Genomic DNA, 14,375 nt, shown 5'->3' on the forward strand with positions numbered 1-14,375 from the left:
TTATCCGCGGATCTCCCAGTGGCCGGGTTCGTCCGGGCAGGCCATGCCGGTATGGCGCTCGCCGTCGATCGTCATCTCGAAGTCGCGGCAGCCGCTGTCGCGAACGCGCCCCGGCGTCATGTGCACTGGCTGACCATGGGTATTGTCCCAGTGCACGGGCTGTCCGGGCTCGGCCAGTTCCAGTGCATGACCCATGCAGGCCTGGTCGGAGCGGTCCATCTGGCGCCCGATCATGCCGCCCAGGACCGCGCCGCCGGCGGCCCCGATCAGGATGGCCACCGGATCGCCGTCGCCGACCCGGTGGCCGATGACCGCGCCGGCACCGCCGCCAATCGCCGCGCCGATCGCGTCGCGGTTGCAGCGCCCGTCCATCACGCCGTAGTCGTGTTCCCAGCGGTCGTAACTGTAGCCGTGGTAGCCGGCATACCCCGGGTCGTTCTGCGCGCGCCAGCCGTGGGCTGGTGCCCAGGGCGGCGGGGAGGCCAGGGTGTCGGCGGCGAAGCCGAACAGCATCGCGGCCGCCAGCGCCTTCAGATGAGTGGGTACACCGCGTCGGGAATGGTTGCGTTTCCGTGCCATGGTCCGTCTCCTTTCGACCGTGCTCGGCTCCAGACTCGCGCGGGGTTGCTGAACGGTTCTTTAACGGGGAATGGCGGTTCCCGGAAACGTGAAGGACGTCAATAACGAGTTGTGCGCTGGTTCACGGGCTTACCTGCTCGAGGGCCTGTTCCAGTGCGCGGAGCAGGGCATCGACCTGAGCCTCGGTGTGGGCGGCGGACAGGGTGATGCGCAGCCGTGCCTGGCCCTCGGGGACCGTGGGTGGCCGGATCGCCGGCACCAGGAAGCCGGCGGCCAGCAGCCTTTCGGCCACGGCACTGGCGCGGCGGGTGTCGCCGATGTGGACCGGCTGGATCGGGGTCACCGGGGGCGGGTGCTGCAGGCCGAGCCGGTCCAGGCCAGCGCCCAGGCGCTGGAGCAGGCCCTGCAGGTGCGCACGCCGATCCTCGGCGGCCTCGGCGATACGCACGGAGGCCAGCGTTGCGGCGGCCAGGGCGGCCGGCATTGCGGTGGTGTAGATGTAGGGCCGCGCGGTCTGGATCAGGGCCTCGATCAGGGCCTCCGAGCCGGCGACGAAGGCCCCGGCGGTGCCGAAGCCCTTGCCCAGCGTGCCCATCAGGATCGGTACGTCGTCCGCGCCGAGGCCGTGGTGCTGGCAGCTGCCGCCGCCGGTCGCGCCCAGCACCGACAGGCCGTGGGCATCATCGACCATCAGCCAGGCGTCGAACTCGCGCGCCAGGGCGGCCAGCTCCGGCAGCGGGGCGATGTCGCCGTCCATGGAGAACACCCCGTCGGTCACGATCAGGCGGTGGCCACGATCGGGGGCCTGCTCCAGACGTTCGCGCAGGTGCCCGGGATCGGCATGGCGATAGCGCTGGCTGCGCGCGCCGGCCAGGCGTACGGCGTCGATCAGCGAGGCATGGTTCCAGCGGTCCTCGAACACCGTGTCGTGGCGGCCGGCCAGCGTCTGTACCAGCGCCAGATTGGCCATGTAGCCGGTGGAGAACAGTAGCGCCCGCTCGCGTCCGGTGAAGCGCGCCAGCGCCTGTTCCAGCTCCACATGGGCGCGGGTGTGGCCGTTGATCAGATGGGCCGCGCCGGCCCCGACCCCGTAGCGGTCGAGGGCCTCGCGGGCAGCCGCAACAACGGCCGGGTCGGCCGCCAGGCCCAGGTAGTCGTTGGAGCAGAAGGCGACGACCGGCTGGCCGTCGATGACCTGTTCCGGCTGCTGCGGACCGTCCAGCGTGCGCAGACGGCGCCAGCGTCTGTCCGTACGTACCCCGTCGAGACGGGCCTGCAGGAAAGCCTGCAGCGACTTGCTCATGGTGAGTCGCTCACGGCCGCAGCCCGGCACGCAGGAAGATCGGCCAGTGCACGCGGGCGGTGATCTCCGCGTTCGGCCACAGTGCGCGCAGGGCCGGCTCCAGTGCGGCCAGGGGGGCCTGGCCGGCCGCCTGCGCGCGGCGGATGGCCGACCAGGTGCCGAGATAGCCGAGCAGGGTGTCGCGGTCCCACTCGCGGTCGATCCGAAACTCGGGCGTCTCGATCTCCGGCCAGGGGAAGGGCAGGTCGCGGTAGTGGCTGCGGATGTGATTGCGCTCTTCCGGCCACCAGGGCGCCAGAGTGGCGTCGTGGAAGTCGGTCAGCAGGCGGTCCAGCGCCGGGTCCTCGGCGCGCAGGATGCCGTAGCCCCAGATCGCCAGCAGGCCGCCCGGGCGCAGGGCGCGTGCAACCTCGTGATGAAATTCGGCATGGCGAAACCAGTGCGCGGCCTGGGCGACGCAGGCCAGATCCACCGAGGCATCGGCCAGTGCGCAGGCCTCGGCGGCGCAGGCGACGCGGTCGATCCCGGTCGTTGTCGGCAGGGCGGCCAGCAGGGCCGGGGCGGCATCTGTCGCGATCACCTGCGGGAAGTGCGGCTGCAGGCCCTGCGCGGCCTGACCATTGCCGCTGGCACAGTCCCAGGCGCGCTCGTGGCGCGGGGTGTGCGCGGCCAGCCAGTCAAACAGCTCGGCGGGGTAATCCGGACGGTGGCGGGCATAATCCGCCGCCACCGCCGAGAAATGATCGGGAAAGTCCCCCGCCACCGGCCGATTGCCTCAGGCCGATGCGGAGGCGGGCCGGTCCGATTCCGCGGGGGCTTCCGGGCTGGTCTCCGGGCGCAGGCCGAGGCGCTCGAACAGTGCCAGGTCGTGGTTCTCGCCGGGGTTCGGTGTGGTCAGCAGGGTGTCGCCGTAGAACAGCGAGTTGGCGCCGGCGAGGAAGCACAGGGCCTGCATCTCGTCGGACATCTCGGTGCGTCCGGCGGACAGGCGCACGTAGGAGGCCGGCATCAGGATGCGGGCTGTGGCGATCGTGCGCACGAACTCCAGCGGGTCGAGGTCCTCGATCCCGTGCAGCGGCGTGCCCTCGACCTGGATCAGCTGGTTGATCGGCACCGATTCCGGGTGCTTCGGCAGGTTGGCCATCTGTTGCAGCAGGCGCGCGCGGTCGCGGCGCGACTCGCCCATGCCGAGGATGCCGCCGCAGCAGACGTTCATGCCGGCCTCGCGCACGTGCTCCAGGGTCTCCAGCCGGTCCTGGTAGGTGCGCGTGGAGATGATGTGGCCGTAGAACTCCGGCGAGGTGTCGAGGTTGTGGTTGTAGTAGTCCAGCCCCGCCTCGGACAGGCGTTTCGCCTGCTCGGCCTTCAGCATGCCGAGGGTCATGCAGGTCTCCAGTCCCTCGTCCTTGACGGCGCGGACCATCTCGATCACGCGTTCGAGGTTCTTGTCGGTGGGGTTGCGCCAGGCCGCCCCCATGCAGAAGCGGGTCGCACCCTGGGCGCGGGCGTTGCGCGCGGCCTCGAGCACTTCCTCCAGCGGCAGCAGGCGTTCGCGCTCCAGCTCCACGTCGTGGTGCGCGCTCTGCGGGCAGTAGGCGCAGTCCTCCGGACAGGCCCCGGTCTTGATCGACAGCAGTGTGCTCACCTGCACCGCATTGGGGTCGAAGTGCTCGCGGTGCACGGTCTGTGCGCGAAAGATCAGGTCGTTCAGCGGCAGGCCGAGCAGGGCCTCGACCTCGTCGGTATTCCAGTCGTGGCGGGGTTCGCTCATGAGTGTGGCTCCTTGTCGGCTTCCGCGGGGATGGCGACGTCGGCCCAGGGTTCGCGGTAGATGCGGAACAGGGCGTAGACCGTCCATGGCAGCAGGATGGCGGCGGCCACGGCCCAGTAGGCGCGGTAGTAGGCCAGATCCGGCGGGAAGAAGGTGGCGACCCCGATCAGCAGGCCCATCAGTGCGTAGTAGCGATAGGCCGCCCACTGCGTGAAATGGCCCACGCGCGGATCGGGATGGTGCTTGTTCAGGGCGTAGACCAGCATGGAGGCGCCAAACCACAGTACCAGCGGCACGATGCCCATGATCGCGGCAATGATAAAGCCGACTCCGACCCCTTCGCTGCTGACCACAAACAGCGGGATGCCGGCAATCGACACGCTGATCAGATTGCCGATGTCGAACATCGCGGCGGAGCGCCGCGAACTGCGTGCGGAGACGGTCTTGGTCGCCATGGACTACCCTGAATGCAAAAGCGGAAGCATACCATCATGGCTCATACCCCTTCAGCCAAGCCAAGGCGAGCCGGGCGGCAATCGGGCGCGCTGCATGCCTTGGGCGCTTGGGCGGCCCGGGCGCTGTACCCCGACCACTGCGGCTTGTGTCTGACCCCGTTGCCGGACGGTGGGGCCATCTGTCCTGCCTGCCGCGAGGACCTGGTGCGGGTGGAGGCGCCGTGCCCCGGTTGCGCGGCGCCCATGCCGGCGACGGTGGCCTGCCCCGCCTGTCAGCGCCGCCCGCTGGCTGTAGACGCCCTGCGGGCACCATGGGCCTATGCCTGGCCGCTGGATCGGGTGCTGCTCGCTTACAAGCGCAGTGGTCAAGCCCGGGCCGAACGGATCCTCGTGGACCTGGCCACACAGGCGGCCCGCGAACGCCGGGATGCGTTGACGCCGTTGCCCACCCGCGTGGTGCCCGTTCCATTGCACCCCTCGCGTCTGCGCGAACGCGGGTTCAATCAGTGCGAGCCGCTGGCGCGGTGCGTCGCCGAGGTCCTGGGGCTCCCGCTGGATACCGCATGCGTTCGCCGCGTACGGGCCACGCCTTCGCAGCAGACGCTGAGCGGTACTCAGCGGCGTCGGAATCTGCGCGATGCGTTTGCCGTAAAGGCAGAGTTGGCGGGCGAGCGGGTGCTGCTGGTGGACGATGTGGTCACGACCGGGGCGACCCTGGATGCGCTGGCCCGCACGCTGCGGGCGGCGGGAGCCGCGTCGGTCGAGGGCCTGGCGCTCGCCCGCGCGTGAAGCGGTCAGGTGCCGAGGTGGTAGTCCGTGATCATCGCGAGCATGACCACGGCGCCGAGATAGTGGTTGTTCTTGAACGCCCGCAGGCAGTCGGCCGGCTCGCGTTCGGCGATCAGGAACTGCTGGTAGAACATCAGCATGCCCACGATCACCAGCCCCGCCGTGTAGTAACCACCGAACCCGGCATGCTGCCCGATCAGGTACAGCCCCAGCCAGACGAGTACCTGGAGCCCGGCGGTGATCAGCCGGTCCATCTCGCCGAACGCGATGGCGGTGGACTTCACCCCGATTTTCAGGTCGTCCTCGCGGTCCACCATGCCGTAGAAGGTGTCATACACCACGGTCCAGGCGAGCACGGTCACGTACAGCAGCCAGGCGAGCGGTGGCGGGTGGTCCCCGGTAACTGCGGTAAAGGCCATGGGCACCGCCCAGGCGAAGGCCGCGCCCAGGTGCACCTGTGGAAAGTGGTGGAAGCGCTTGGCGAAGGGGTAGGTGGCGGCCAGCACCACCGCGACCAGTGAATAGAGAATGGTCAGCAGGTTGGTGAACAGCACCAGCACGAAGGCGGTCAGCGCCAGCACGGCGAAGGTCGCCAGTGCCTCGTTCGGGGTGATGGTACCGAGTGCCAGCGGGCGGTCGCGCGTGCGGGCGACATGGGCGTCGAAGTCGCGGTCCGCGTAGTCGTTGATCGCGCAGCCGGCCGAGCGCATCAGCACGACGCCGGCCACGAAGATGAAGATCAGCGAACCCGGTGGCCAGCCCTCGGCCGCGATCCAGAGCGCCCACAGAGTCGGCCACAGCAGCAGATAGATGCCGACGGGCCGGTCCAGGCGGACCAGTCGGGCCAGTTCCCACAGGCGTGCACGTGCGTCCATGGCGGCCAAGCTTACCAGCCCGGCGCGCCGGATGGATGCCGCAGGGGCCGGGCCGGACAATCCCCGATGCACCCCGCTGGTAGCCGGCGCTCAGTCTGCGGTCAGCGGGAACAGGGTCAGTTCGACGCGCCGGTTCATCGCGCGGCCCTCCGCGGTCTCGTTCGTCGCGATGGGCTGATGCGGCCCGAAGCCGATGGTGTCGACGCGCACGGACTGGACGCCGCGCCGGAGCAGGGCGCGCCCGACACTTTGTGCGCGGCGTTCGGACAGGTCCATGTTGTACTCGACGCGCCCGGTAATGTCGGTGTGCCCGGCGACCTCGATACCGGTCTGGTCGTATTCGGCCAGGACCAGCGCGACCGAATCCAGCACGTCCTCGAACTCCGGCTTGATGTCGGTGCGATCGATATCGAAGGTGATATGCCCCGGCATGTTGAGGATGATGTTGTCGCCGTCGCGGGTCACGCTGACGCCGGTGCCTTCGAGCTGTTCGCGCAGCTCGGCCTCCTGGCGGTCCATATAGTGGCCGATCGCGCCGCCGGCCAGGGCCCCGATGCCGGCCCCGATCATCGCGCGCTGGGTGCGGTTGCGGCGGCTGGTGATGCTGCCGACCACGGCGCCTGCCGCGGCGCCCACGCCGGCCCCGATGGCCGTGCGCGATACGCGCTCCTCGCCGGTATAGGGATCCGTAGTGGTACAGCCGATGGCGAAGGTCAGAAAACCGACCAGTAACAGAACACCAATGCGCGAGATCATTCTTGCCCCCCAGCCGGGAAGGAACTCCCGGGTTTCAGTCTGCGCCCATGGGCGCGCTCGGGGACAGGATTGCGCCGTTGCTTGAACGGAAGGTGAACCGGGCGTCAGGCGGCGTCGTTTTCGTGACGCAGTTGGCGCAATACCGGGGCGGTGTCAGGGTGGATGCCGCGCCAGATCGCGAAGGCCTCGGCGGCCTGCTCGACCAGCATGCCCAGGCCGTCGGCCGTCTGTTGGCAGCCGGCGGCACGGGCCCAGTCGAGGAACCGGGCGGCGCCAGGGCCGTAGACCAGGTCATAGGCCAGGCTGTCCGGGTGCACCAGCGTCGCGGGCAGGTTCAGGCCCGCGTCGGACAGGCCGGCGGCGGTGGCGTTGACGACCAGGTCGAACGGGCTGGCGGGCAGGACGTCGAGGCCGCAGGCGGAGAGCTCGGTCTCGATCGCCAGGTCGGCGAAGTCCTCGGCCAGCCCTTCGGCCCGCGACGCGGTGCGGTTGGCGATCACCAGTTGTGCGGGGTGGCGCTCCAGCAGGGGCTGCAGCAGCCCGCGGGTCGCGCCGCCGGCCCCGAGGATCAGGACGCGCCGGCCGGGCACCTCGCCACCCAGGCGGTCGAGGTCGCGGCAGAAGCCGATGCCGTCGGTGTTGTCGCCGTGGAGCTGGCGCTCGTCGTCGCGCCACAGGGTGTTCACGGCACCGGCGCGCCGGGCGCGATCGGTCAGCACCCGGGCCAGGGCGAAGGCCTCTTCCTTGAACGGGACGGTCACGTTCAGGCCCCGGAACCCGGAGGAGAACCACGCCCAGACTTCCTCGGCAAACTGCCCCGGGGTGCCCAGCAGGGCCTCGTAGGTCAGGTGCTGCCCGGTCTGTTCGGCGAACAGGGCGTGAATGCGCGGCGACAGCGAATGGCGGATCGGGTTGCCGACCACGCCATAGCGATCGGGGCGCGGCTCGCTCATCGGGCCGCGTCCTCCGCCAGCCATTCGGCCACGGTGCGGGCGTAGTAGGTGAGGATGCCGTCGGCCCCGGCGCGCTTCATACCGGTCAGGGCCTCCAGTACGCAGGCGCGCTCGTCCAGCCAGCCGCGTTCGGCGGCGGCCTTGAGCATCGCGTATTCGCCGGAGACGTGATAGACGAAGGTCGGGCGCTGGAACGCGTCGCGAATGCGGCGCACCACATCCAGGTACGGCATTCCCGGCTTGACCATCACCATGTCGGCGCCTTCGGCGAGATCCAGCGCGACCTCGTGCAGGGCCTCGTCGCCGTTGGCCGGGTCCATCTGGTAGGTCTCCTTGCCCCCCTTGCCCAGATTACCGGCCGAGCCCACCGCGTCGCGGAATGGCCCGTAGAAGGCCGAGGCGTACTTGGCGGAGTAGGCGAGGATGCGCGTGTGCACGTGCCCGCCGTCCTCCAGAGCGGTGCGGATCGCGCCGATACGCCCGTCCATCATGTCGGAGGGGGCGACCACGTCGGCGCCGGCGGCGGCATGCGACAACGCCTGCTTCACCAGAGCCTCGACGGTGATGTCGTTCACCACGTAGCCGTCGTCGTCGATGATGCCGTCCTGGCCATGGGTGGTGAACGGGTCCAGGGCGACGTCGGTGATCACGCCCAGCTCCGGGTGCGCCTGCTTCAGTGCGCGGACCGCGCGCTGGGCGAGACCCTCGGGGTTCCAGGCCTCGGCGGCATCCAGGCCCTTCTTCTCGCCCGGCACCACCGGGAACAGCGCCAGCGCCGGGATGCCCAGGTGTACGGCGGCGGCTGCCTCCTCCAGCAGGAGGTCGATGGAGACGCGCTCCACGCCGGGCATCGACGGCACCGCCTCGCGTACGCCCTCGCCCTCGGTGACGAACACCGGCAGGATCAGGTCATCCGCGCGCAGGTGGTGCTCGCGCATCAGGCGGCGGGAGAAGCCGTCGCGGCGCATGCGCCGCGGGCGGCCGGCGGGATAGGGGGCGATGGGTGCGGTCATGCGGGTCGTCCTTGTCGGCGCGTCAGCCGGCGGCCTCGGCCAGCCAGTCGCGTGGCTTCAGATAGCGTTCGTACAGTGTGGCCTCGGGCGTGCCGGCTTCCGGCTGGTAGTTGTATTCCCAGCGCACCAGCGGCGGCAGCGACATCAGGATCGACTCGGTGCGCCCGCCCGACTGCAGGCCAAACAGGGTACCGCGGTCGTAGACCAGGTTGAACTCGACATAGCGCCCCCGGCGGTAGAGCTGGAACTGGCGCTCGCGCTCGCCGTATTCGGTGGCGTGGCGACGTTCGACGATCGGGCCATAGGCATCCAGGTAGGCGTTGCCGACACTCTGCATGTAGCCGAAGGCATGCTCGAAGCCGCCTTCGCTGAAGTCGTCGAAGAACAGCCCGCCGACGCCGCGCGGTTCGTCGCGGTGCTTCAGGTGGAAGTACTCGTCGCACCACTTCTTGTGCGCCGGGTAGAGGTGCTCGCCGAACGGGCGGCAGGCGGCCTCGGCCGTACGGTGCCAGTGGATGCAGTCCTCGTCGAAGCCGTAGTAGGGCGTCAGGTCGAAGCCGCCGCCGAACCACCAGATCGGCTCCTCGCCGGGCTTCTCCGCGATGAAGAAGCGCACGTTTGCGTGCGAGGTCGGCACATACGGGTTGCGCGGATGGATTACCAGCGATACGCCGGTGGCCTGGAACGAGCGCCCGGCCATCTCCGGGCGGTGCGCGGTGGCGGAGGCCGGGAGGTTGTCGCCCATCACGTGGGAGAAATTCACCCCGGCCTGCTCGAAGACCGCGCCCCCGCGCAGTACGCGGGTGCGCCCGCCGCCGCCGGCCGGGCGCACCCAGGCGTCCTCCTCGAAGCGGGCCTGACCGTCCAGGCGCTCGAGGCCCTGGCAGATGCGGTCCTGCAGGCTCTGCAGGTAGTCGATGACACGTTCGATGGAGACGTTGTCCTGGCTCATGCTGCGTCCCGGTTGACTCAGTTGTCGGTATTGGTGTCGGGCTCTGGGCCGCCCCGGAGCCAGGCCCCGGTGCGGGCGTCGCGGATCGCGCTGGGGGCGGTGCGCCCGCCACATTCTGCCTGCAGGATCGCGTCGATGCCCGTTCCGAGCTGCGTGGCCACGCAGTCCCAGCTGCGACAGGGCTCCGCGCCCGCGCGGTTGGCGCTGGTGGAGACCAGCGCGCTTTCAGCGGCCGCGCACAGCGCGCGTGTCTCCGGGTGGGCGGTGACGCGTACCGCGAGGCTGTCGTGTTCGCCGCGCAGTAGCGGCGGGCAGGCATCGGTGACGGGCAGCAGCCAGGTGGTCGGCCCCGGCCAGCTGGCGTCGATCTCGGCGCGGCGCTCGGCCGGCAGCGGCGCCAGCCAGGGCGCGAGGCGCTTCAGCCGGTCAGTGACCACGATCAGCCCCTTGGCGGCCGGGCGACCCTTGATCTCGAGGATGCGATCGATCGCCTGGAGGTTATCCGGGCGGCAGCCGAGACCGAAAACCGCCTCGGTGGGGTAGGCGATCACGCCGCCGTCGCGCACGCACTGTGCGACGGGTTCAATCTCGGGGGATAGCAACGGGGCGTTATTCGGATCCACGGTCGCCGGAGGGCTGGGCACTCAGGCGGCTGTCGCCGGCGTTGCCACCGCTGCCGGATTTCGCGCTACCGGACTTGGCGGTCGTGGCCTTCTTCGCCGGAGCCTTCTTCGATGTGCTCTTCTTGGCGGCGGTCTTTTTCGTGCCCGCCTTGCTGGTGGCCGCCTTTTTCGTGGTCGACGAGTTGGAGGCCGATTTGGAAGCGGCCTTCCCGGAAGACTTGGCGGTCGACTTGGACGCTCCCTTGCGGCCGCGGCCCTTGCGCTCCGGCGCGGCGGCGATCAGCTCCTGGCACTGCGCAAGCGTCAGGGACTTGGGATCGGTTTCCTTGGGGATCTTGGCGTTTTTCTTGCCATCGGTGACGTAGGGCCCGTAGCGCCCGTTCAGCACCTGGATGCCTTCCTCGTCGAAGCTCTTGATGAAGCGCTCGGCGTCCTTTTGCTTCTTCTCGGCGACGATCTCCAGCGCGCGTGGCAGCTCGATGGTCCAGACGTCGTCGTCCGGGCCGAGGGAGGCGTACTTGGAGCCGTACTTCACGTACGGTCCGAAGCGGCCGATGTTGACCATCACCGGCTCGCCCTCGGGGGTCTCGCCGAGGTCGCGCGGCAGCTTGAACAGTTCCAGCGCCTCATCCAGGGTGATCTTGTCCATCTTCTGCCCGGGCAGCAGCCCGGCGAAGCGCGGCTTCTCCTCGTCGTCCTTGGTGCCGATCTGCACGATTGGACCGAAGCGGCCCAGGCGCACGCTGACCGGGCGCCCGCTCTGCGGATCGGTGCCCAGCTCGCGTGACTGCACCGCCTCGGCGCGGGTGACGTTCTCTTCCTTCTCCTTGACCTGGTCGCGGAAGTCGCCCCAGAAATCCTCCAGAACCGGGACCCAGTCCTTCTCGCCGCGCGAGATCGCGTCCAGCTCGTCTTCGAGCTTCGCGGTGAAGTCGTAGTCCACGTAGCGGTCGAAGTGCTGGGTCAGGAAGCTGTTCACAATCCGGCCGGTATCGGTCGGGATGAAGCGCTTGCCGTCCATCTCCACATACTCGCGTGATTGCAGCGTGGAGATGATGCTCGCGTAGGTCGACGGACGGCCGATGCCGTATTCCTCCAGCGTCTTCACCAGACTGGCCTCGGTGTAGCGCGGCGGCGGCTCGGTGAAGTGCTGGTCGGCGGTGACCTCTTCGAGTTTGACCGTGTCGCCCTCGGCCATCTCCGGCAGGCGCTTGTCCTCGTCGTCATCCTGCGCGTCGTCGCGGCCCTCCTGGTAGACCGCGATGAAGCCAGGGTCGACCAGGGTGGAGCCGGTGGCACGGAACTGGTGCCGGCTGTCGCCCGGGACCAGGTCGGCGGCCACGGTGTCGAAAGTCGCGTGGATCATCTGGCAGGCGACGGTGCGCTTCCAGATCAGGTCGTACAGACGTGCCTGGTCGCTGGTCAGACGGGCGCGGACCTCGTTCGGCAGGCGGCGCACGGAGGTTGGGCGGATGGCCTCGTGGGCCTCCTGCGCGTTCTTCGACTTGGTCTTGTACTGGCGCGGGCTGTCAGGGACGTTGTTGGCTCCAAAGCGCTCCTCGATCAGGCCGCGGATCTCGGCGATTGCCTCGCCGGCCAGGGCTACCGAGTCGGTACGCATATAGGTGATCAGGCCGATTGCGCCGGAGCCCAGATCGATCCCCTCGTACAGCTGCTGTGCGGTGCGCATGGTGCGCGACGCGGTAAAGCCCAGCTTGCGCGAGGCCTCCTGCTGCAGGGTCGAGGTGGTGAACGGCGCGGCCGGGTTGCGGCGGCGCTGCTTCTTCTCGACCTTGGCGACCTTGAGTTCGCCGCCGGCGGCCTCGGTCAGGCGCTTCTGGGCATCGTGCGCGAGATCGGCGTTGTTGAGGTCGAACTGGCCCAGCTTGTTGCCGTCCAGGTGCGTCAGGCGTGCGGTGAAGGGCTGACCCTGGCGCTCGGTCTTCGCATCCAGAGTCCAGTATTCGCGCGGGACGAAGGCCTCGATCTCGTTTTCGCGCTCGCAGATCATGCGCAGGGCCGGGCTTTGTACCCGTCCAGCGGACAGGCCGCGCTTGATCTTGCGCCACAACAGTGGCGAGAGGTTGAAGCCGACCAGGTAGTCCAGCGCGCGGCGCGCTTGCTGGGCGTCGATCAGCGGCTTGGCGAGATCGCGCGGCTCTTCAATGGCCTGCTGGATCGCCTTCTTGGTGATCTCGTGAAATACGACCCGGTGCACGCCGCGACCTTCCAGCAGGCCGCGGTCGCGCAGCACCTCGTAGAGATGCCAGGAGATCGCCTCGCCTTCGCGATCGGGGTCAGTCGCGAGGATCAGGTCGTCGGATTTCTTCAGCGCCTTGGCGATCGCCTCGATCTGCTTCTCGCTGCGCTCGATCACGTCGTACTTCATGCGGAACCCGTTTTCCGGATCCACCGCGCCTTCCTTGGGGACCAGGTCGCGGACATGGCCATAGGAAGCCATGACCTGGTAGTCCGGGCCGAGATACTTCTCGATGGTCTTGCCCTTGGCGGGCGACTCTACGATAACGAGGTGCTTGCTCATGTCGCTCGGGACCGTCTCCGTGGCAGCGGGTTCCGTATCGGGGCGATCGCGGTCGCATGGCAGCGACCGGGTTCACGGGCGCTAAAGACTAGATGAGGAAAACGCTCGTGGCTACCGCATTGTCTGCGGAGGACGGTGGATTCAGTGCAGATAATCCACGGCCGAGGGGCCGGCGTCGTCGCGCATCACCTCTTCCAGGCGGGAGTAGGCGATCGCGTCGTCGGGCTGGTTGAACAGCACCATCAGCACTACCCAGCGCAGCTGGTCGAGGTCGATCTCCTCGGCGTCCAGCTCCATTACGCGGTCCAGCACCAGCTCGCGGGTGCCGGCGGTCAGCAGGCCGTTTTGCTCCAGGTGCAGCAGGAAGCCGTGCGCCTCGGTATCCAGGCGCTTGCGCTCCTCCGGCGCGTAGATGCGCTGGGCCGCGCCGTCGCCTCCGCGGCCGGTCAGGGGGGCCTCGCTCATCAGGCGATCCAGCCAGCCCAGGGCGCGGTCGATCTCGGGGCGGGCGAAACCGGCCTCCACCAGGTGGCGTTCCAGTTCCGCGCGATCCGGCTCCTCGTCGGATTCCTCGTCCATGGTGTGCTCGAACAGGTACATGAGCACATCCAGCACGCTTTCGTTCATGATTCAGGGGATCCTGCGTCGAGGCGCTGGTAGCGCCCGTGGTCGAGGGCGGCCACACGGCCGTTGAGTTCCAGCAAAACCAGCATGGATGAAAGGCGCTCGATGGTCAATTTGGTGCGATCCCGCAGGGTTTCCAGCGGGATCGGGTCAAAACCCATCGCGTTCAGCACGCGTTCCTGCTCCGGATCCAGTGGTTCCCGGGCCGGTTCCGGCGGTGTTTCGGGTGTCTCCCCGGGGGCGACACCAAGCCAGTCCGCCAGGTCCTCCAGCACCTCGTCGGCCGATTCCACCAGTTGCGCCCCGTCACGGATCAGACGATGGCAGCCGCGGCTGACCGGGCTCAATACCGAGCCCGGCACCGCGTAGACCTGCCGGCCCTGTTCCGCCGCCAAGCGGGCGGTAATCAGCGATCCACTCTTCAGCGCGGCCTCGACCACGACCGTGCCCAGGGCCATGCCGCTGATCACCCGGTTGCGCTGCGGGAAGTTGCGCGCCAGCGGCCGCGTGCCGGTCGGCCACAGGGAGACGACCAGGCCGTGATCCGCAATGCGGTGGGCGAGGCGGCGATGCTGCGCCGGGTAGATGCGGTCCGGGCCGGTCGCGACGACTGCGATCGTGCGGCCGCCGGGGGCGGCCAGGGCGCCCTCGTGGGCGGCCCCGTCGATGCCGCGTGCCATGCCGCTGGTCACGATCACGCCGGCACCGGCGAGCTCGCGCGCGAACTCGCCGGCCAGGCGTTCGCCCTGCGGCGTGCACTCGCGGGCGCCGATGATTGCGATTTGCGGCCGATGCAGAAGGCTCGGGTCACCATTGAGGTACAGGACGGGAGGCGGGTCGGGGAGTTCGGCCAGCAGCGGCGGGTAGTCGGGGTCATCCCGGCAGAGCAGGTGATGCCGTTCGTCCTGGTCGAGCCAGGCCTGATCGGCATCGGCCCCTGCCTGCCGGGCCGCCGAGTCGATGTCCAGCTCGACGCCGTGACGCCGCCATTCGCTACGGGTTGCGGCCAGGGCGGCACCGGGGCTGCCGAAGGCCGCAACCAGATGCAGCAGGCGCTGGTGTCCCAGCCCCGGGGTGTTGATCAGTTCCAGCCAGTCGCGGTGATGCGCCGCCCGGTCCCGGTCGCCGGTCATCGGTGGT

15 protein-coding genes are annotated in these 14,375 nt (G+C 69.1%); 1 reads left to right on the plus strand and 14 read right to left on the minus strand.

All coding sequences use genetic code 11. From position 1 onward, the window contains the following. From F813_RS0100810 to F813_RS0100830, 5 genes are all read right to left on the minus strand, one after another. Positions 1-579, minus strand: a complete 579-nt coding sequence (locus tag F813_RS0100810) for a glycine zipper domain-containing protein (RefSeq protein WP_017925197.1) — start codon at positions 577-579, stop codon at positions 1-3. Positions 580-700: 121 nt separating this feature from the next. Beyond that, complete coding sequence (bioF, locus tag F813_RS0100815) at positions 701-1,882, minus strand: 8-amino-7-oxononanoate synthase (RefSeq protein ID WP_017925198.1); 1,182 nt, start codon at positions 1,880-1,882, stop codon at positions 701-703. 10 nt (positions 1,883-1,892) lie between these two features. Beyond that, positions 1,893-2,645 (minus strand): methyltransferase domain-containing protein, encoded by a 753-nt coding sequence (locus F813_RS0100820; RefSeq protein ID WP_017925199.1) that lies wholly within the window; start codon positions 2,643-2,645, stop codon positions 1,893-1,895. Positions 2,646-2,657: 12 nt separating this feature from the next. Next, complete coding sequence (bioB, locus tag F813_RS0100825) at positions 2,658-3,653, minus strand: biotin synthase BioB (RefSeq protein WP_017925200.1); 996 nt, start codon at positions 3,651-3,653, stop codon at positions 2,658-2,660. Then, positions 3,650-4,108, minus strand: coding sequence for a hypothetical protein (locus F813_RS0100830; protein WP_017925201.1), 459 nt, complete (start codon positions 4,106-4,108; stop codon positions 3,650-3,652). Before F813_RS0100830 ends, bioB begins: the two co-directional genes overlap by 4 nt. 36 nt (positions 4,109-4,144) lie before the next feature. Between F813_RS0100830 and F813_RS14580 the strand changes: the two genes are divergently transcribed. Further along, positions 4,145-4,897, plus strand: a complete 753-nt coding sequence (locus tag F813_RS14580; RefSeq protein ID WP_255324789.1) for a ComF family protein — start codon at positions 4,145-4,147, stop codon at positions 4,895-4,897. Between the two features lie 5 nt (positions 4,898-4,902). Here the strand turns inward: F813_RS14580 and ubiA are convergent, their stop codons facing one another. From ubiA to dprA, 9 genes are all read right to left on the minus strand, one after another. Continuing rightward, the gene (gene ubiA / locus F813_RS0100840; protein WP_017925203.1) at positions 4,903-5,772 is read right to left on the minus strand and encodes a 4-hydroxybenzoate octaprenyltransferase; all 870 of its coding nucleotides are present in this window, start codon (positions 5,770-5,772) and stop codon (positions 4,903-4,905) included. Positions 5,773-5,862: 90 nt separating this feature from the next. Further along, positions 5,863-6,528: an OmpA family protein gene (locus tag F813_RS0100845; protein WP_017925204.1), complete on the minus strand. Its 666-nt coding sequence runs from the start codon at positions 6,526-6,528 to the stop codon at positions 5,863-5,865. A 104-nt stretch (positions 6,529-6,632) separates the two neighbouring features. Further along, positions 6,633-7,481, minus strand: coding sequence for a shikimate dehydrogenase (gene aroE, locus F813_RS0100850; protein WP_017925205.1), 849 nt, complete (start codon positions 7,479-7,481; stop codon positions 6,633-6,635). Further along, positions 7,478-8,494, minus strand: a complete 1,017-nt coding sequence (hemB, locus tag F813_RS0100855) for a porphobilinogen synthase (protein ID WP_017925206.1) — start codon at positions 8,492-8,494, stop codon at positions 7,478-7,480. Before hemB ends, aroE begins: the two co-directional genes overlap by 4 nt. 22 nt (positions 8,495-8,516) lie before the next feature. Beyond that, positions 8,517-9,446: an oxygen-dependent coproporphyrinogen oxidase gene (gene hemF / locus F813_RS0100860; protein WP_017925207.1), complete on the minus strand. Its 930-nt coding sequence runs from the start codon at positions 9,444-9,446 to the stop codon at positions 8,517-8,519. A gap of 17 nt (positions 9,447-9,463) precedes the next feature. After that, positions 9,464-10,069 carry an L-threonylcarbamoyladenylate synthase gene (locus F813_RS0100865; RefSeq protein ID WP_026148085.1) on the minus strand — a complete coding sequence of 202 codons (606 nt, stop codon included), beginning with the start codon at positions 10,067-10,069 and terminating at the stop codon, positions 9,464-9,466. Then, entirely contained in the window at positions 10,056-12,611 is a 2,556-nt protein-coding gene (locus F813_RS0100870; RefSeq protein ID WP_017925209.1) for a DNA topoisomerase I, read from the minus strand. The genes F813_RS0100865 and F813_RS0100870 overlap by 14 nt, the downstream gene beginning before the upstream one ends. A gap of 141 nt (positions 12,612-12,752) precedes the next feature. After that, the gene (locus F813_RS0100875; protein ID WP_017925210.1) at positions 12,753-13,238 is read right to left on the minus strand and encodes a DUF494 family protein; all 486 of its coding nucleotides are present in this window, start codon (positions 13,236-13,238) and stop codon (positions 12,753-12,755) included. After that, positions 13,235-14,368, minus strand: coding sequence for a DNA-processing protein DprA (gene dprA, locus F813_RS0100880; protein WP_017925211.1), 1,134 nt, complete (start codon positions 14,366-14,368; stop codon positions 13,235-13,237). The genes F813_RS0100875 and dprA overlap by 4 nt, the downstream gene beginning before the upstream one ends. Positions 14,369-14,375 lie beyond the last annotated feature (7 nt).

Origin of the sequence: Thioalkalivibrio sp. HL-Eb18 (assembly GCF_000364985.1) — a bacterium.
In the GTDB taxonomy this organism is placed as follows: domain Bacteria; phylum Pseudomonadota; class Gammaproteobacteria; order Ectothiorhodospirales; family Ectothiorhodospiraceae; genus Thioalkalivibrio.